The organism is Flavobacterium chungangense LMG 26729 (assembly GCF_000735715.2).
Lineage (GTDB): Bacteria > Bacteroidota > Bacteroidia > Flavobacteriales > Flavobacteriaceae > Flavobacterium > Flavobacterium chungangense.
In genome coordinates this window covers 12009-31972 of sequence record NZ_JASY01000017.1, presented here as the reverse complement: position 1 = coordinate 31972, position 19964 = coordinate 12009, and the positions used below count along the sequence as shown (strand labels likewise).

The 19964-nt window shown below is 35.1% G+C and carries 17 protein-coding genes; 6 read left to right on the top strand and 11 right to left on the bottom strand.

The features are described from left to right. Positions 1–503: 503 nt before the first annotated feature. From JE46_RS19960 to JE46_RS19920, 9 genes are all read right to left on the bottom strand, one after another. Positions 504–2051, bottom strand: a complete 1548-nt coding sequence (locus JE46_RS19960; protein ID WP_031457052.1) for a peroxidase, FMP-type — start codon at positions 2049–2051, stop codon at positions 504–506. Between the two features lie 75 nt (positions 2052–2126). Continuing rightward, positions 2127–3887: a flavin monoamine oxidase family protein gene (locus tag JE46_RS19955; protein ID WP_031457051.1), complete on the bottom strand. Its 1761-nt coding sequence runs from the start codon at positions 3885–3887 to the stop codon at positions 2127–2129. A 12-nt stretch (positions 3888–3899) separates the two neighbouring features. After that, positions 3900–5087: an FAD-dependent oxidoreductase gene (locus JE46_RS19950; protein WP_031457050.1), complete on the bottom strand. Its 1188-nt coding sequence runs from the start codon at positions 5085–5087 to the stop codon at positions 3900–3902. Between the two features lie 237 nt (positions 5088–5324). Then, complete coding sequence (locus tag JE46_RS19945; RefSeq protein WP_031457049.1) at positions 5325–6350, bottom strand: hypothetical protein; 1026 nt, start codon at positions 6348–6350, stop codon at positions 5325–5327. Between the two features lie 16 nt (positions 6351–6366). Beyond that, positions 6367–7899, bottom strand: coding sequence for a sulfatase-like hydrolase/transferase (locus tag JE46_RS19940; RefSeq protein WP_031457048.1), 1533 nt, complete (start codon positions 7897–7899; stop codon positions 6367–6369). Between the two features lie 640 nt (positions 7900–8539). Next, the gene (locus tag JE46_RS19935) at positions 8540–8734 is read right to left on the bottom strand and encodes an OmpA family protein (protein ID WP_167343452.1); all 195 of its coding nucleotides are present in this window, start codon (positions 8732–8734) and stop codon (positions 8540–8542) included. Positions 8735–8870: 136 nt separating this feature from the next. After that, positions 8871–9599, bottom strand: a complete 729-nt coding sequence (locus JE46_RS19930; protein ID WP_031457046.1) for an SDR family oxidoreductase — start codon at positions 9597–9599, stop codon at positions 8871–8873. Between the two features lie 97 nt (positions 9600–9696). Then, positions 9697–10605, bottom strand: coding sequence for a helix-turn-helix domain-containing protein (locus tag JE46_RS19925; RefSeq protein ID WP_031457045.1), 909 nt, complete (start codon positions 10603–10605; stop codon positions 9697–9699). Positions 10606–10625: 20 nt separating this feature from the next. After that, positions 10626–11522, bottom strand: a complete 897-nt coding sequence (locus JE46_RS19920; RefSeq protein WP_031457044.1) for a helix-turn-helix domain-containing protein — start codon at positions 11520–11522, stop codon at positions 10626–10628. A gap of 284 nt (positions 11523–11806) precedes the next feature. Here JE46_RS19920 and JE46_RS24410 point away from each other — a divergent pair, with 284 nt between their 5' ends. The 6 genes from JE46_RS24410 to JE46_RS19890 all read left to right on the top strand — a co-directional run bounded on the left by JE46_RS24410 (position 11807) and on the right by JE46_RS19890 (position 16407). After that, a complete protein-coding gene (locus JE46_RS24410; RefSeq protein ID WP_209445164.1) occupies positions 11807–12808 on the top strand; it encodes a carboxymuconolactone decarboxylase family protein in 1002 nt (333 codons plus the stop codon). 20 nt (positions 12809–12828) lie between these two features. Beyond that, a complete protein-coding gene (locus tag JE46_RS19910; protein ID WP_051872953.1) occupies positions 12829–13668 on the top strand; it encodes a helix-turn-helix domain-containing protein in 840 nt (279 codons plus the stop codon). A gap of 127 nt (positions 13669–13795) precedes the next feature. Further along, positions 13796–14053, top strand: a complete 258-nt coding sequence (locus JE46_RS19905; protein WP_031457041.1) for a muconolactone Delta-isomerase family protein — start codon at positions 13796–13798, stop codon at positions 14051–14053. Between the two features lie 2 nt (positions 14054–14055). Continuing rightward, positions 14056–14733, top strand: coding sequence for a type 1 glutamine amidotransferase domain-containing protein (locus JE46_RS19900; RefSeq protein ID WP_031457040.1), 678 nt, complete (start codon positions 14056–14058; stop codon positions 14731–14733). A gap of 11 nt (positions 14734–14744) precedes the next feature. Further along, entirely contained in the window at positions 14745–15482 is a 738-nt protein-coding gene (locus JE46_RS19895; protein ID WP_031457039.1) for an SDR family oxidoreductase, read from the top strand. Between the two features lie 10 nt (positions 15483–15492). Continuing rightward, the gene (locus JE46_RS19890; RefSeq protein ID WP_031457038.1) at positions 15493–16407 is read left to right on the top strand and encodes an alpha/beta hydrolase; all 915 of its coding nucleotides are present in this window, start codon (positions 15493–15495) and stop codon (positions 16405–16407) included. Between the two features lie 200 nt (positions 16408–16607). On the opposite strand, the gene JE46_RS19885 is transcribed toward JE46_RS19890, so the two are convergent. Together JE46_RS19885 and JE46_RS19880 are read right to left on the bottom strand one after the other, a co-directional pair. Then, positions 16608–18023, bottom strand: coding sequence for an alkaline phosphatase (locus tag JE46_RS19885; RefSeq protein ID WP_031457037.1), 1416 nt, complete (start codon positions 18021–18023; stop codon positions 16608–16610). Between the two features lie 87 nt (positions 18024–18110). After that, positions 18111–19331, bottom strand: a complete 1221-nt coding sequence (locus JE46_RS19880) for a GTP-binding protein (RefSeq protein WP_031457036.1) — start codon at positions 19329–19331, stop codon at positions 18111–18113. Positions 19332–19964: the final 633 nt, after the last annotated feature.

Sequence of the window (19964 nt, the reverse complement as noted above, 5' to 3'; positions counted from 1 at the left end):
GTTACGATAAAATGTCATGAGGAAGCTTTTTTTATGCACAGAACGGATAAAATAGTCTATCCGTTTTTGGATAAAAAAGTATAAAATGTCGATACTTAAAATTAGGTATCTGTACATTTTGATATGCCATATTTCTGACACATTACCTGCGAAAAAGAAGTATTTATTATAAAAAGGAAGACGAACAAAAAAAGTAGTTTTGCTTTCATAAGCTGTTACGACGTTTAGTTATATCAAGTAAAAATATATACTTTTCTTACAAAAAAAACAAGTATTTCTACCTATTTTTTTATAACTTCTAATTTTTTAATTAACACATAAGCAAAGTATAAAAACCTGTTTTATGCATTTGAGATCATGCCAGGACACTAATTATAAAGCCCAATTTTTAAAGGAATTGGGCTTTATTAAGCATACATCTGTTTAAATACCCTTTTCTTTCATTTCTTTAGATATGAATATTTTCGCTTTTTACTTTATGCTCCTTAGGTATTTCAATTTTTTTACTCTTTATGATAAGGGCATCCTGAAGCAGATGCATTTTTTTTAGCACTAAAAAACTGCTCTTCGATTAAGCGTCTCTGATCATCAGAAACATCTTCAATTTTTCGAAGTGTATTTACCTGAATATGCGGCCAGCTAGTAGTACCTCCGTCATCTCCAAAATCAAATTCGAAGAATATAATTTGTTCGTATTGCAACTGAAGGATTTCTTTTCCGTCTTCAACAACAGTTTCAATCCACATGTTCGTATTCATTTCGACTGTAGGAACAAAACGATTTACAAACGGAATATTTAATATTCCTCCTTGCGCTCCGGTTTTATTTTTGGATGACATTTGGATAAAAACATAATTGATGATGTTACTGTCTTTATTAGAATCACGAAGACGTAAATCCGGCCTTACGGAATAAGGATATAAAGGATCTGCAAGTATGCGCTGTGTGTAGATTTTATTTTCTCCGCGATCATTAACATCATTAAGGTTTTCAAATACCCAGGCAGGTGGTGGTGCGTCAAGATTAATAGGATCACTTTCGCTTGCACCGGCTCCTCCCATGGTTCTTGAAATTGAAAGATGATCGTATTTCCATGCAGCATCACCCTCCGGAAATGGTGGCGGACCTATGAATAAGAATTTTTTGTCATCTTCAACTTCATCTGCATTATTTCGAACCAAATCTCCTAATAAAGTTATAGTGCTTCCGTGCGGAATTACGCCGCTTCTGGAAATAGAGTAATCCGGTATAAAATATTGCCCCGTTTGACCAGCTCCAACTTTAAGCTCTTTGGCTGCGATAATTTCATAATATTTTCGGCCATTTAAATTTTCCTGCGTTACATATTCTTTTTGCCCCAAATCATTTACAATCAAAAACAGCGTTTCATCCTGATAGCCGCTTTTATATAAATCTTTGTTGGGATTAAGCGGTGATACCGGGTGTATACCGCGATCTTCACTAATCGTTTTTTCAGTCGCCGCATAATTAAATACATCGCTCAACCATAAATACATACCGGTTTCTTCGTGAATTGGTGTATATTGCAAAGCATCCTGACCTTCAACAGTAGTTACGCTTTTAATGCTTTGGTCGTATTTTACAGCTCCGCAAAATTGTTCGTTTGCTCCACCTCGATTACGAACTCCTCCAGGAACCAGATCAAATGTTAGTTTTTCTATATACTCCTGACAGTCAAAACTATATTTTCCCGGAATTGTTCCTGCATTTGTGCCAGGCGAAGGCATGATGGTAGTATGTATACCGCTCCCAATCATTTTTCTATCTTTGTCACTATTGTAGCTGACCCAAGTACCCTGTAATACTTCTAAAACGCCATAATCTACATTGTTTACTATCTTTTGCAAATCATTTTCATGAAAAGCCCTAATGGGATCTTCAATTTGAAGTTTTGTATAGCCTTTCATCAAAGAAGCTAATACACCTTCGTTAGCTTCCTGAACAGCTCCCAGGAAGACTTTATTTTTGTTTTCATCTGAATTGACCTGAGATAAATTTATCTCATCTTCAGCGCTTTTACGTTTTAACATGATATCGTTTTTAAAATTAATAATTTGTGCATAACAGGGTTGGCAGCATCACTTTTTTTAAGAAGCAGCTTCATTTTACCATCCCAAATAATAATCTTTAGGCAACCAGAACGGACGATCGAGACCAAAATACTCCTGTAACATTTTTTCTGCTTCACAGAAAGCCCCTTCAACCCAGCCTTGCTGATCAGAATAGGCTTCTCCGCAAATATGGATTTGCTCGTCAGCTACCGGTTTTCTCATGTACGGCATTACATTTTCAACAGAAAATCCTGCTTTCCATGCATGATATCCTGCGCCAAAAGGTTCGTCTGTCCAGTCTTTAAAATAAGTTACATAAGGTTCCGGTATCGTTACATCCGGACCGTGCAGTTCGCGAAGCTGGTTCATTAACTCGCCTACCATCATTTTAGTCGCCTGAACATCATTTAGTTGATGAAGTTCTTTTAATGATGCTGATTTGGCCGCTTTTACTTCAAAAAGTACTTTATCATCCGAAAGTGCTTTCCAGAAGGTTTCTGTTTCCATATCTCCATAACTTCCCAGCAACATCGAATTATCATTTTCGGCATCTGTACCAAAATAATAACACTGTCTCATTGGTAAATCGGTGATGGAATGCCCTGAATCAATTCCTAATTCTTTCCACCAGGGATGTGGAAAGCCCATTAATATCTTAAAAGCCGGTTCCATAATTACGGATCGGATATTGTTATTTAAAACCGAATTTTCGTTAATGTTGAAAAAGAAATTATTCTGATCTAAAAGTTCCAGAGATTTTCTCGGCATGGCAAGAACTAAAGTATTGGCATACACTTTCCATTCGGTATTGGTTTTAAGATTTAGAAAAGTCAGTTCGTATTTATGTGTATCTTTTGAAGGATGCTCTTTTGTGAAAGTAAGTAGTTTATTTTCAGACCAAATGCAGGCACCTTCATGATCCATATATGAATTGGCTATTGCATAAGCGATACTGTCATAACCCTCTTCAATGGTTTTATAAATTGTTCCTGCTGAGAAATCTCCAACCATATAAGGAAAAGCTTCTGCTGAATTCCAATTGATGGTATTTGAATAATATCCGCCGGCATTGGCTAAAAATTCATATCCTTCCTGTGAAACCTGATCTTTGATTAAATTCCAGAATCCTAAATCGTTTACTTTACGTTTGTTGTAAGGAGAATTGGGGAAATTGTATACCAGTTTAGGTTTTATATCATCCCAATCTCTACTGGTTAATTCAAATGCATAATCATAGATTGAAGGACCTTGTTTAATTTTTTTTCCATAAGTCGCAGCAACCCAAGAATCTGCCATTAAAACATCATAAATGATTTTATTGAACAATTGATCTGAACTGAAACCAAAATCATTATTATTCAGGTAATATCGGGTTGGTAATTTCTGATTTTGTCCCTGAGCAACCGTCCAGGCATCTTGTTTAAAACGCTCTTTTCTAAGATACATTAATAGTTTTGAAGATTCACCCATAGGAAACGGAACAGGCGTCATTTTGTCTTTCAAAACAGGAATACGTATGTTCGGATTATCCGAAGGTATATAACCTTCAATTAATGTTGTTACGATTTCCTGAGACGTCAGGTAACGCATTCCTCCAAGTTCACCCCAGAAATTCATTCCCGGCATAATAACAGATTCGAGTCTTCCGCCGAGTTTACTGTTCATATCAAAAATTTGTACTTCGCCGGCTGTAAACTTTTTATCTGTTACCAGACGATATGCAGTGTACAACCCTGAAGTTCCGGCACCAATAATAGCTACTTCTGTTTTTAAATCAGGATGCAGTCCTGTGTTTAGATAAGTATTTTTATTCATAATAATATATATTTAAAATGCTTTAAAGAATTTGTGCCCTAATTGAAATGGCGTAATATCAAAATCTGTATGTCCGTCTAATACAAGGTCAGACATGATTTTTCCTAAAAAAGGAGTGAATTTTGCTGCCCATCCTGTGGCGTATAGCACAATATTTTCATGATTGGGTACATAACTTGGTGCAAAATCAATCAGTAATTCTTTATTAGGTATTGTGCTCAGGGCGATAAGACATGTTGAAGTATATTCAGGCTCTGCGCTTAATCCTGTCATGTGTTCTTTTACCCAATCAGAAGTGTAGCCCAGTTCTTGTCGATTAGGGATTAATGTTCTGTCGCTGGGTTCTTCTAAAGGTTCTATTACAAAATCAGGCGCTACACGAATATATTCCGGATGATCCCAATCGACTTCGGGAAAACCATAAAACTGATTGCCGTTTTCGCCTATTGGATTTTGAAATACAAACCAGGTTGGGTATTGTATAGTCGGATCGGTTTTTTTAAAATAAGCTGAAGACATATTCCAATAAACAGCATCAATTTTAAAATCAAGTAAGTTGATTACACTATTAATGTACGGACCAGGAACGATAGCTAGTTTTTTAGTAATATAAGATCCGTTTGGCGTAATAATTTCAAAAAGTTTACCAACATGATTGATTTTAAGTACTGGTGAATTTTCTTCTAAATGAACCGTTTCTTCTTTGGTACACAAATTTAAAAGCGCTTCATTTGTTGCTTTAAAATTAATGCTGGCACCATCGGCCTGAAACAATCCGGTATAGGTATCAGGCAGATTTTTAAAATGGTATTTTGCTTCAATTTCTTTTGCTGTTAAAGTGGTATACGGAACGTTTAACGCTTTTAGTGCTTCTTCGGCCTCTGCTATATTTCCTTCTGTAGAATGCACTTCCGGGTCTCCAAACCAAAGTGTACCTACTTTATCCAATAATTTTGTATCGGTTTCTTTTTCCAGTTCATCCCAGTAAGGTTGTGCGTCTAAAGCCATTTGCACCATATATTCATCCGGATATGGAATTCTAAACTGGCGCGAAACTCCGGCAGAACTGCCTAATTGGTTTACAAACGTAAATTGTTCCAATACCAATGTTTTTGCTTTTCGCTTACCAAGATGGTATGCCGTAGCCAGACCTATTGGCCCTCCACCAATAACAATTACATCATAATTTTCTGTGTTCATAGTTTTCTCTTTATAGCAGATTTTGGACATGCATTTAGAACAATACACCAGTATTGTCATGGGTCTAAATTACTGGAGATACAAAATCAATTAGAAAAAAATGATACAAAGCGGAGATTATAGGTCACAAGACTAAATATATGAGAAGCGAGATACACAAAAACATAAAAAAATGCGCAAAATCCGTAGACATTTGCACATTTTTATATGATACTTCAAATTACATTACCACTTTTTTCAACTTACTTTTGCAACGAAAGACGATACTGTTTTGGTATCAGCACTATTTTCGACTACATAAATACCTAATATGCTATTTCTATATACTGTATTAGCACTTGTTACGCTTGAATCCGGAAAATCAATATCAACCCAATTTGCTTCTCCAAATGATCCGTCAGCATTTCTGTTTACAGAAACAAAAGATGCTCCGTTTTTTTCTCCATTTATAGAAATCCAATCCGATGGCATATTATAGCCATTATCTTTAGAAACAGTAATACCTTCAAAATGAGTAATTATAGATAAAGCCGTTTCATTCTGGTAACTAAATGATTTTAAATTACTGGTTTCCTTGGTTTTAGAATTGTAATCTACCAGAAAGGCCTGGCTTATTTTCCCTAATTTAGGACTGGTGTATCCTCCGGCCATTGTATAACTGTCTCCACCATTATGCCAAATACCATATAAAGTAGTAGTTAATGAATCCGGCACTTTAAACTCGGTACATTCTTTACTGGATGTATTGTATAAAAATGCATATCCGTTCTTATCATTTTCAACATCATAATTTCCAACAGCTATACCACCCATTACACTGTGAACAAATACATTATTGGTATTTCCTCCATTTGGTGCTACCTGAACCCATGTTCCGGAACCATCAATAGCACCTTCGTAATAAAATCCGAGATTCCCACTTGGAGCTTTACCAGTAGAAGCGGCTATTTTATAAGATCCAACAATTTGTATTGTGCCATGAGGTCCGTTATTAGGTCCGTAACAAGAGGTGTTAACCACCGCTGCTGTTGGTGTACTCGGAAAATTAACAACATACCATTTTCCTTCATTCCCATTTGTTTTAAGTGTTCCTTCGTAAATTAATCCCTGAACAAGATTGTTCTCACTTAATAAACTGCCTGCAATATATACATTTTCAGACTCTGAAACTCCTCTTATTCCCTGTATGGTGGTTTGTCCAGCAGGATTATTAAAATCTGTATAACTTACTGTATTTACTTTAGAATTTATATTTTGTGACATGATTTGTGTTTTTTAATTAGTTGAATGTTGTGGTACTATAAACATCTTTTGGCATATTGACCCAGAGTTTTTCTATCTCAAGCTGATGCAATTGCTCTTCTAAATCTCTTCTAATTTCACTGTATGCGGGATCGTAAGCAAGATTTGTAATTTCTAATGGATCATTCACTAAATCATACAGTTCATATTGCCTGAAATAAGCTGTTGATGCATCAAAATAATAATCGAATTTCCATTTTTCTGTCCTGATACAACGAATACGATTAGCAGCTTTTACAATTGTCCAGTTACTATTAGAACCAGCCTTAATATCGTCATAAGTAAATAAGATACTATGCTGAACAGGCGTATTATTCTCCATTATTGGAAGTAAACTTGTACCTGCAAGTCCTGTAGGCGGATTTGATACATTTGCTATGTCGATAAAAGTCGGCATAATATCCGCCAATGTCGCTAATGCCATTGATTGCTTTATGCTGTGATCTTTAAATAGTATTGGATTTGAAATTACAAGTGGTACTCTTAATGCTTCTTCATAGGCGACAAAAGTTTTCTGACGCAAACCGCCGTGAGCCAACCCCATTTCTCCATGATCTGAGGTTAAAGTAACAATTGCAGAATCTGCCAATTTATTTCCATTCTCATCTTCTTTATATAGTTCCTTAATTAAGTAACCAATTTCCTGATCAACATGACTTAATAAATAACCATAAAAATTAATATAGTTCAGTTTATCCTCCGGAGTAGCTATTTCACCCAGACTTAATGCCATATTGAGTAAAATTTGTTCCTGAGCCATAGGTTTTTTATTTTCAAGTAAATTTTCATTGACAGTCGCCGGAAGTCCAATTTCCCTGCCCGACCAGGTATCTGTATGGTATCCCGATGTACCAGCCGTTTTTGGATATGCTAAAACATCATGCGGATTAACTAGTGAAAGAATAAGACAGTAAGGTTTATGATTTCCTTCGGCTCTTTGAGCTTTTACTTCTTTTAGGTATTGTATAGCCTGGGCTGTATATTTCGCATCATGATTCGCATATCCGCCACCAAAATTAAGCGGATTAACATCTTCACCTGCATCTGGAGCAACCCAGCCCATTGCACCATATAACGAAATATCTGCTGCGGTTAAATCTTCGTAATTTGTTTTAGTGCCATTAGGAGCAACTCCTTTACTCATATGCCATTTACCTCTGTATTGCACATCATAGCCATCTGCCCAAAGTACATTCATGATATTAGGCAGCGCATTACTGAGTGTGGGTTCTTGAGGAGATAAAAGACCTCCTTCGGTTAAAGTTTGGCTGACTCCATGTTTGGCAGGATAGGTTCCTGTAAATAACGTTGCACGACTAGGAGAACACATGCAGGTATTACAAAAAGCTCTGTCAAAACTAAATCCATTCTGTTTTAGAAATGTAAGAGTTGGAAGGTTTTTTTCTTCCCATCCCGGAGGGAAATGCTGTGTTGCACGTTGCTCATCAGTAATAATAAGAATCATGTCCGGTTTTTGGCCAATTTGATTAATTTTTTCTTTTAAGTCCATTACGTATTAATTAAATTATTAAATAAAAATATAATTCATAGATGTATCAATATTTTGTCATAACATTAATTTTAGATAACCTGAAAATATTTTCTTTAAAATTAAAACAATGAAAATGAACTAATTAAAAAGATATTCAATACAGTTAAACAGACCTAAAACTGAGTAAATATGATAACTTTTATACACATTACAATAATTGTAAAATCCAGCAATTAAATTAACAAGAATAAAATTATATTAATAAAACAGCCTCACACAACGTATAAACACCTGTTTTACAAAAAAATCGAAATGAATTAAAAAACAATTCAGAAATTATTATAATTAACCCGTTGGGTGAAATTGATTAAAAAAATTGATTTGATTATAAAAAAGTATAAAATCCGGAGTAAAACATCATTTATAACTTAAGGAATTGATGTCATCCTGAGCGGAGTCGAAAGCTTTTGAATACGAAAGGGCTTCGACTAAGTTTATCCTGAGCGAAGACGAATGGGCTCAGCCTGGCACTTATTTTTAATTTCACCAACGGTTTTTTATTATAAAAATAAGGATGTAAGCTTCAAGACAATAAAATATTACTTTAAACTTACATCCTTTTTAATAAACATTTCAAAACAAAATCAGATTAGAAAAACTACTCAATTGAAATAATTACAAACTCACTTCTTCTATTTGATTGGTGCTCTTTCTCTGTACAATCTATATCATCTAAGCATTTATTAATCAATTTGCTTTCACCATATGCTTTACCAGTTAATCTGTTTACTGCAACTCCTGTTTTTACAAACCATTCACTAGTTGCTTTGACCCTTCTGTTGGATAACAGCATATTGTATTTTTTTATCAAAACCATATTCCGTTATAACGATAGCTTCACATTCCAAGTCTAATTTAACGTCGGTAGTTACCTTTGTTTCTATAAGGTAAAAACTCGAAGAAATCGTTAAAATTTAATAAAACAGAAACTATTCTCTGGGATTCATCTGATTAAAAATACCTTCCAATGTTTCCTTTCCTGCATTACTCATTGCTATACTAAAACCATGAGATACACTTTTTTTACCTTCTTTTAACTGCTCAAAAATAGAATCAATAAAAGTATCTACCGAATCCCACATGTCATGGATTCCTTTACCTCCAAGATCAGTATTCAATGCCGGAGGAATAACCTCTATTACCTCTATCGCACGATCTTCAAGCAGGCGACCAAGGGAAAGAGTAAAGGAGTGAAAAAAGGCTTTAGTAGCACAGTAAACAGGAGCTTTAATAAGAGGAACAAAAGCAAGTCCTGAAGTTACATTTATTATTGTTTTTAATGACTTAAGCTCTTTGAACAAAACAGTTAGATGCAATGGCGCTTCAACATTAATGGTAATCTCTTTTTTGGCTTTGTTAAAAAACTCAGGATCCTCAAGTGACATCCAGTTTTGTATACCTGCATTGTTTACCAAAACACTTAAATCGCTATGCTCTTTCTCAATCCAATGATAGAGTGCCTCACGTTCGCTTTCCAATTCAAGGTCACATTGTTTTATTATAAGTGAAGGAAGTTTTGAAACAGCTTCTTCAAGTACATCCAGTCGTCTTCCACAAATAATCACAGTATTTCCTTCTTTGATAAAACGCTCTGCCATTCCAAATCCAATACCTGTAGCACCGCCGGTAATCAAAATTTTATTGTTACTAAGTTCCATATAATTTTATTTAATTTAATAGTAGTCAAAGGTCGAAATCATATAACCGTTACGCATATACAATACAAACCGACTTTTAGACAAATCAAACTATTTTTTATATCTGACGGAAAGAAAGCGGCGTTAAGCCACTGTGTTTTTTGAAGAACTTAGAAAAATGAGAGACCTCATCAAAGCCAAGACAGAATGCAATTTGCGCAATACTCCAGTCACTATGCTTCAAAAGAATTTTGCCTTCGCGAGCAGTTCTTTCACCTAATAATTCACTGGTAGATTTTCCGGTAATTTCTTTTAGGTTTTTGTTGAGGTAATTGACATGTACACAAAGTTTTTCAGCATATTCTTTTGGTGTGCGTACTTGTACCCTATCGGCAGGAGAGTTGATAGAAAACTGCTGTTCCAAAAGATCAAAGAACTTTTCAGCAATTCTCTGGGGAGCGTTACGCAATTCATTTCTGCTTACATTAGGTATTAATTTCTGTCCATAATGAATAAGTTCTGCAACATAAGCTCTTATAAGATCATATCTATAAGCATAATCACCATTTATTTCACTACATATCTTTTCAAAAATAATACTCAGTTCTTTCTTTTGTTCGAATGAAATATTGAATACAGGGTAATGATCCGTTTTAAAAATAGGAAGGGCATCGGGTAGTATTTCACTTTTTTTATTAAAAAGAAAATCAGCAGTAAAAATACAGAAATAACCTCCATCCTGAAGATCCTGATCAATGTATTGGTAAGGAACGCCGGGATCAGCAAACAAAAGCCCATTTTCTTCTACATCGATGGTAGTATCTGCATACTTAACTTTGGTACTGCCAACAAGCAATGCAATCTTAAAAAAAGATTTACGGTTATAGAACATCGCGGCATCGGCAGGTTTCAGTCTATTGAGATCTTTTACCCTAAACACATTAAAATGCCCCGACTGAGCAGGAATGTCATCAGGAGAACCCGAAAGAGTGTGTTTATAAAAATCTTGTAATGATGTGGGCTTCATTTATACTATTTAGACTTTAATTATGTATTTACACGATATTGCAGCGGCGTAAGTCCTGTCTTCTGCTTAAATAACCGGGTAAAATGCTGCTGATATTTAAAGCCTAATTCATAAGCAATATCGCTCACAGATTTTTCGTGATCGAATAATATTGTCTTTGCTTCATCAATTAATTTTGACTGAATATAATCTAAAGCGGTACTTCCGGTTTCTTTTTTTATAAGGTCTCCAAAGTAATTAGCAGAAAGAAATAATTGCTCAGCACAATAAGCTACTGAAGGTAGCCCTAAAGTTTTAGACTTACCCGAAGTAAAATAATCCTTAAGGAGATTTTCAAAACGAACCAGAATATCTTTATTGACATGTGTTCTTGTGATAAACTGCCTGTCATAATAACGCATGCAGTAATTTAATAAAAGTTCAATATTAGAAACAATAAGTGTCTTACTATGCTTGTCTATATTCTGATCAATTTCGGTCAGGATTTTTTCAAAACAATCGTTGATCGCTTTTCTTTCTTTTTTAGACAAATGCAATGCTTCATTTACTTCATAAGAAAAAAATGAATACTCTTTTATTTGTCTGGAAAGACTTGTTCCGGCAAGCAGATCAGGGTGAAAAACCAGCGCTTTTCCCCACGGCTTTATAATCTGATTTCTGCCATCAATCCCGTAAATCTGACCCGGTGAAACAAAAACCAGAGTGCCATCTTCATAATCATAAGACTGGCATCCGTAACGCATATCGCCACATTTAATATATTTCAAAAAAACGGCATAAACTCCCATATATCTTTTAAAATACTGGTATGTTGGTATTTCATCAAAATTGACAACGCTTACAAGCGGATGCAAAGTCTCTGCTCCTACTGAATCATTGTATTGCTTAACGGTTTCAATCCTATCAATTTGTTCCATAACCAAATGTTTTATACAAATTTAGCAAACAGAGTCATGTAACTGACGATTCCAATTCAAAATCAGTAAAAATGGTAAATACATCTGTATTATGTATAAAATCAGCTCCTTTACAATTCCGAAATTTGTAATAGCATAAAAGTAGTTTTATACAATACTTATTTTTAAGACACTCTTTTAACTGAAATTCTTCAACTATTAATCTTTAAATCCGTATCAATATGATCCATAAAAAAATTCGAAACTACATACACCTATTCACTTTTTTCATAATTCTCAATACAATGACTGCACAAGAAAAAGACACAAAAAATCAGGCATTAAATACACATCAGCAAAGCATGGCTGCTATTGCCGCACTTACCGCCACAGGAAATTTAGAACAATTAAAACCAGCTATAAATATTGGTCTTGACGCTGGCCTCACCATAAATGAAATAAAAGAAGCTCAGGTACAGCTTTATGCCTATTGCGGATTTCCCCGAAGCTTAAATGCTGTCAATACGCTAATGGCAGTTGTCGAAGAAAGAAAATCTCAAGGTAAAAAAGACATTGAAGGAAAAGAGGCTTCAAAAACAGCTGTAACTGACAAATACAAATCAGGAAAAGAGAATCTTCAAAAATTAACGGGTAAAGAAGAAACTGGTCCAAAAACAGGTGCCGCCGCTTTTGCTCCTGTAATAGATACTTTTTTAAAAGAACATTTGTTTGCCGATATTTTTAATCGCGATGTGTTGAATTTTCGCCAGCGAGAGTTTGTAACGATCTCTGCACTTGCGGCAATGTCCGGAGTTGAGCCGCAGCTGCAAGCACATTTGTTTATGGGTAAAAATACCGGAATTACCGATGCACAGCTTTTGGAACTCGCTGCTATTATCGAAAAAATAGCAGGAAAAACACAAGCCAATGTTTTAAGAAGTGCTATTGGTGAACCTGTTAAGCCAATTATCGAACCTGATATGATGGTAAGAATTTCTGAAATCGAAATTATTCCGGAATATTTAGACGAATACAAAGCTATATTGGACAAAGAATCTTCAGAATCAGTAAAACTGGAAGCTGGAGTGATTGCCATTTATCCTATGTTTCAAAAAGAAAATCCTTTACAGATCAGGATAGTAGAAATATACGCCAATCAAAAAGCTTATAAATCTCATTTGCAGACACCCCATTTTCAGCATTATAAAACAACTACTTTAAAAATGGTAAAGTCATTAAAATTAGTAGACATGACTGCCTTAGATCCCGAAATGATGTCGCTTATTTTTGAAAAAACCGGAAAGTAATTCTAATACAAAACAAGTCAATGGATGCGAATGATTTTAGAGCATTTAAAATTGAAAATCTGGATACTTATATGCCCTCTTTTGGCAGAAAAGATCTTTATCGAATATGTTTAGTCGATGGAAAAAGTACAGTACATTTTAGAGATAAAAGTATTACCATAAATGGGATTTATCTTTTTTTTGGCAATATAAATACGCCCTATTCATGGGAAACAGAATCTGAACAAAGTGGCTACAGCTGTCTTTTTACGGAAAATTTCCTGAAGGTCGCCGGATATTTAGATAACACGGAATTGCTTTCTATTTTCAACATAGAAAAAATTCCTGTATATGAAGTTGTTGGAGATAAGGAAAAAGCTAATATTCAGTTTATTTTCGAAAGAATTCTGGAAGAAAGCAACGGACAGTATCTAAAAAGAAAAGACATGATTCGAAATTTCATCAGTATATTGATTCACGAAGCATTAAAACTGAATAGTAACGGAGATAATCCTGCTGCCTTCACTAGTAAAAAAGCCTCCGAAAGAATCTCTTCCAAATTCTTAAATCTGCTTAATGAACAATTTCCCATAGAGGATAAAAATCGCATTCTTCCTTTTAAAACAGCTGCTGAATTTGCGCTCCAGTTGAATGTTCATCCCAATTACCTAAATCGTCTGGTAAAAAGGGAAACCGGAAGAACAATTTTAAAAATCATCAATGAAAGAATTGTAACAGAAGCCAAAATTTTACTGCTGCATACAGATTGGACCATTACAGAAATAGCGTGCACACTCGGATTTGAATATACCTCTTATTTTGATAATGTTTTTAAAAAGACAACAGGTTTGAGTCCAAAATTATTTCGGAAAACAAACTAAAATTTCATCAGTAGTAAAACTATATTTTAAATAAAATGGTTTGAAATTCATAAATATCGGTATAAATATTCTTAACAAATTACTTCTGACGCACTATAATTTTGCTGTATAAATAAATACGAAAAATATGAATACAATATTAGTAAACACTGTTTTAGGCAAAGTCGAAAACATTGATGAGATTTTACCTCAGGAATTCGCTGTTGTGGCAGCCTTGAAAGAAGAAGGAGTTTTAGCGCATCTTTTTATTAAAGAAGCTATGGGTGGTGCTGTTCTTGTTTTTAATGAGACAGATCAGGATAAAGTTCAGAAACTGCTTGCCCGATTGCCACTTTATAAATATTTCGAAAAAATAGAGTACACGCTGTTAAACCAACAATTTTAATCATGAAAAAAGTATTATTCGTAGTTACAAGTTGTAATGAAAAAGGTGAAAAAAAGCTTCCAACCGGATTTAATTTAGCCGAAGTTACCCATCCGTTAGAGATTTTAGAAAATGACGGAATTCATGTAGATATCGCTTCTATAAAAGGAGGAGCTGCTCCGCTTGACGGATTAGAAGATTTTAGCGATCCTGTTATTGCCAAATATTGGGAAGATATGAATTTTAGAAACAAAATTGATAACACCCTGAAACTGGAAGATGTAAATGTAAAACAATACGATGCGATATTTTTTGCAGGCGGGCATGGAACAATGTGGGATTTTCCAGATACACCAGCTGTTATAAATGCAATTCGTGAAATATATGAAGACGGCAAGATTGTATCAGCAGTATGTCACGGACCTGCAGCACTTGTAAATGCTATATTAACCGATGGTTCGCACTTAATTAGCGGAAAAAAAGTAGCCGCGTTTACAAACGACGAAGAGGAAGAGGTACAGTCTACTCATGTAGTTCCTTTTTTATTAGCCGATGCCTTAAAAATTAATGGAGCGTTTCATCAGCCTGCACCAAACTGGAGTGATAATACCATTGTTGATGGTCGTTTAATTACAGGTCAAAATCCGCAGTCTGCTGCCAGTGTTGGTAAAGCATTGTCTCAATTATTGTTAAACAAATAAAAAAGTTTAAAATGGATAATATCGAAAATAAAGTAATCGTAATTACAGGTGCAAGCAGCGGATTAGGCGAAGCTTCTGCAAAAGCATTATCTGCAAAAGGGGCAATTATTGTCTTAGCAGCAAGACGTTTAGAGCGTATTAATGCACTTGTCGAAGAGTTTTCTAAAAATGGAAAAAAAGCTCTTGCGGTACAAACCGATGTGACCAATTTTACACAGATGCAATCGTTGATAGAAGAAGCCGTAAAGAAATTCGGAAAAATAGATGTGCTGCTTAATAATGCCGGAATCATGCCCTCAACACCAATGATGGATTGTGATGTAACAACATGGAATCAGGTTATTAACGTGAACATAAACGGGGTTTTGAATGGTATTGCAGCAGTACTGCCCTACTTTAAAGAGCAAAAATCCGGGCATATTATAAATGTATCTTCGGTTGCGGCACACAAAATTGGCAAAGGATCAGGGATTTATTCTGCCACTAAAACCGCTGTAAGAGCCATTTCTGAAGGTTTAAGAATGGAAGCCAAAGATTACAACATTAGAACGACTATTATTTCTCCGGGAGTTATAGATACTGAATTGCCGAACGCAAGTGGTGTTCCGGATCAATTAACCAAACAATTTTACCAAGCTGTGGCAATTCCGGCAGATTCCTTTGCGCGCGTTATAGAATTTGCGATCAGTCAGCCAGAAGAAGTTGATATTAATGAAATTCTGTTTCGACCTACACGTCAGGAATATTAAACCTTAAACAATGAAAAAAATAACCTCTTTTAAAAATAAAGGCCTTAAGATGGCTGCTGAGTTACATCTTCCGGATAATTTTAGTGAAACAACTAAATATCCGGCCATAGTATGCATTCATCCTGCTGGCGGAGTTAAAGAACAAACAATTGGGCATTATGCATCAAGATTAGCCGAAAAAGGATTTATTGCTTTAACCTTCGATGCTTCTTATCAAGGCGAAAGCGAAGGACTTCCCCGTTATTTAGAAGATCCTACAGCCAGAGTTGAAGATGCCCGTGCCGGTGCAGATTATTTAGCAACTCTTCCGTACATTGATGCATACCGTCTGGGTGTATTTGGTATTTGTGCAGGCGGTGGTTATGCTATAAGCGTGGCGCAGACAGAGCATCGTTTTAAAGCAATTGCTGCTATAAGCGCTTCTCCAATGGGCGAAGGTTTTAGAAATTTCCTGGGATATGAAACTCCTGTTCCTGTTTTGTTAGACTTACTAAAAAATATAGGGATACAGCGAAATCTTGAAGCAAACGGAGCTGAACCAATGTATATGAATTGGGTTCCGGAAACTATAGAAGAAATTAATGAAAACACACCCGATTTATTAAGAGAAGGCCACGATTATTACAAAACTTCAAGAGCACAGCATCCTAATTCTGTAAATAAATATCTCTTTACCAGTACAGATCGAATTTTAGCTTTTTCTGCTTTTGATCAAATTCCTGCCTTTTTAACACAGCCTATATTATTAATTGCCGGAAGCAAAGCTGATACTAAAATTTTCAGCGATCAGGCTTTTGAACTTGCTCAGGGAGACAAGGAATTGTTTATTGTTGATGGAGCAACACATATCGCCATGTATGATATACCGGAATATGTTGATCAGGCAGTAGCTAAACTAACTGAATTTTACAGTGCTAAATTGTAATTTAAAGCAGTAAAAACTATTTATCATAATTGAATTACTTTAAAACAAGATCAAGATCCAATTATCATAAGATCCAAATTAAAAACTCGCACTATTGATGCGAGTTTTTAATCATTATTTGATATAATTTTGCCAGATATGAAACTTTAAAAAAACTTCTAATATTTAGAATTTACAGTAAGGTTCTTTTATATAATTATTTAAAACTTATTTTCAACTTCTGCGGCTTTCAGCATCAAATAATGCAAATCAGTATTTTTTACAAAAGGTTTTAAAAGTTCGCTTCCCGGACCAAACATTGCCAGTTCAACATAATCGGCCGAGTGATCCATGCTAATCCAGCCTACCGAATTTATTTTTCCCTGCATTTCTGCAAAAGCTTTATAAGGCAGTTTTTTGTAATTATACAAACCATCTTCTTTATGCAATCCGTCATAATATCCTAAGACTATTTTTGCTTCTTCATCAGAAACCGAATGACCATTTGCTTTTTCAATAATTTCTTTTACTTGCGAAACTGAAGATTCTGGTTTTATCTGATTCAGAATCCATTCGTTGGTCTGAGTATATTTTTGGATACTGTCAAAATTATCGTTGGCATCTTTACCGTAAATAATTCCAGGATTTGCATTTCCGTGATCTGTGGTTATAATAACCAAAGTTTCTTTGTCTTTCTCAGCAAAATCTATTGCAGCTTTTACAGCTTCATCAAATTCAATCTGATCCTGTATCAAACCTGCAATATCATTGCCGTGTGCTGCCCAATCCACTTTTCCGCTTTCAATCTGCAAAACAAAACCCTCCTTATGATTTTTCATTCTGTCAATTGCCTTTTGGGCCATTTCAGCAAGACTTGGAATCGTCTTTTTTAAATTTTCATCACTATTTCTATCCACATAATACGGAAGCCCGTCATCTGCAAATACGCCCAAAATAGGCTGCGTACTTAAAGCTGAATTCATTTCAGATCGCGTTTTCACAACCTGATATCCCTTTGATTTAAAAGCAGAGAACATGTCTTTTTTATCTTTCCTTAATGCAGGGCTAAAATAGTTTGCACCACCTCCCATCATAACATCAAAGCCAAGTTCTAAATACTGTTCGGCAATATCCTCCTGTGCATTCCTGCTTTTACTGCTTATGCAAAAGCCCGCTGGAGTAGCGTGTGTTATAGGAACGGTGGTCACACAGCCTGCCATTTTTCCTGCCTTTTTAAATTTTTGCCAAATAGGTAAATGAGGTTCTCCATTCGGACTTATATTCAGTACACCATTATTGACTCTAAAACCACCTCCCCACGAAGAGCTTGCTGCAGATGAATCTGTTACAATAGAACTCGCAGAGGCTGTATCCATTAAAGCTCTTGAAACCCTGTTATCTTTGTATAACTGAATCCAGTTTGAGCCTTTGCCCGTTTTTCTGTTTAGAAATAAATCGGTCATGTTTAATGTTCCCGTGCTCATCCCGTCACTAACCAATAAAATAATATTTTTTGCTTTCTTATTTTTATTAGTAGTTTCTAAATCTAAAATATTGGCCGAACCCTGTAAAGGATTTATCATTACTGCCCCGATTGTAAATAAAGAGCCATTTTTAAAGAACTTTCTTCTGTTCATTATTATTTTATTTAAGTATTTCAAAGATAATTAATAACCCGTAAATCAAAAGCACTATAAGGATAGTACGGTAAACATAACTTTTTTTTAATCTACAAAGTTACCTGCAGTTCTGGGAATTGGAAAAGGATCATTCTCAGAGAAAAAACCATCCTGCAGGTCCTTAATTTCGTCAGCCGTGCAAAGACTGTTTTCTAATTGTTTTCGCACTTCATTTTCATTGATAGAAAATCCAATAAATACTAATTCGTTAAGTCTGTCACCAAAATCAAGTGTCCATCGTTCTTCTATAATATCCTGGTTTTCGGCAAAGCTTTGATAATTCATTCGCTCTGCCAATGGCATACTTGCCCACCAAACACCTGCGCTTTCCGCTTTTATAGAACCTCCAGCCTGACTCCAGTTTATGGCTTGTTCGGGACGGGATGCCACCCAGAACAAACCTTTACTCCGAATAATAGAGGATGGAAAATCCTTCGAAATAAAATCCCAAAATCGATACGGATGAAAAGGTTTTTCGTTTCTAAAAACAAACGAACTAATGCCATACTCTTCGGTTTCAGGTGTATGGATGCCTTCCAGTTCGCGTATCCAGCCTGCTGAATTTTCAGCTTCTTCGTAATTAAATAATCCTGTATTGATAATTTCGTTTGGATTGACTTTCCCTAATTCAGAAGAAATAATTCTGGCTACAGGATTCAGTTTTTTAATAGCCGCTTTTAGGGCTTTTAATTGGCTTGGGGTAACAAGATCGGTTTTATTGAGGATAATTACATTGGCAAATTCTACCTGATCCACCAAAAGATTTACAATCCTTCGATTATCATTTTCGATGTTGGTTGCCTGAATATCTTCCAATGTTTGGGCAGAACCAAAATCTTTAAAAAAATTCAGAGAATCTACCACCGTTACCATAGTGTCTATGTAGCTAAAACGGGATAAATCAATATTCTCATCCTCGTTTACAAAAGTAAAAGTCTGGGCCACAGGAATAGGTTCACTGATGCCGGTACTTTCGATTAACAGATAATCAAATCGGTTTTCTTTGGCCAGTTTCTCTACCTCAACCATCAAATCTTCCCGAAGCGTGCAGCAGATACAGCCGTTGCTCATTTCTACCAGTTTTTCTTCGGTACGGGAAAGTGTATTTTCTGCTTTTACCAAATTCGCATCAATATTTACTTCGCTCATATCGTTTACGATTACGGCAACTTTTAATCCTTCTTTGTTATGCAGAATATGGTTAAGCAGGGTTGTTTTTCCGGCTCCCAGGAATCCTGATAATACAGTTACAGGTAATTTTTTCATGTATTTTGGTATTAATTTTAGTGTAGATTTTAGCGTGCGTTTTTTTGAATTTGGCAACACTTTAAAATAAATCGTTTTGGAATCTATTTTGAAACTATCATAAAAATACTAATAGAGATTCTGGCTTCACTTCCAAACCGTAACTAGATCTCACTATGATGTTATTCTAAAGTTGTTACCTTCCTTGTCAGGCAATGCTTTTTCGTTCTTAACATAATATCATAGCGTAACAGTACTGTAATTGTATAAAGAATCGCTGCTGTTAATTTTTGACCGAAAAGCTAATGAGTGAAAGGCGTACTATTTGCCAGACAGAATGAGCCAGAAAAAAAGATTTTTCTTTGAGATTATATAATCTTGAATATTGGAGGCCCCCGAAGAGAGAAAAGGCTTCCTTTAAAAAAAGAGGAATGTTGGTAAAATAAAAATGAAGTTAATGTGTTTACTGCACTATTTTTATGAAAGTGTAAAACATAAAAATTAGTAATTGTAAACAAACTGAAGTTAAAATCACAAGTAAAACATTTTTCAGAAATACTATGACTATGGGTTACTTCTGCTTTACTTTTAGAATAATGAAAATGAAAATGTTTTTCTGCCAGTTGTTCAGAATGATGTTCATAAGAATGTATT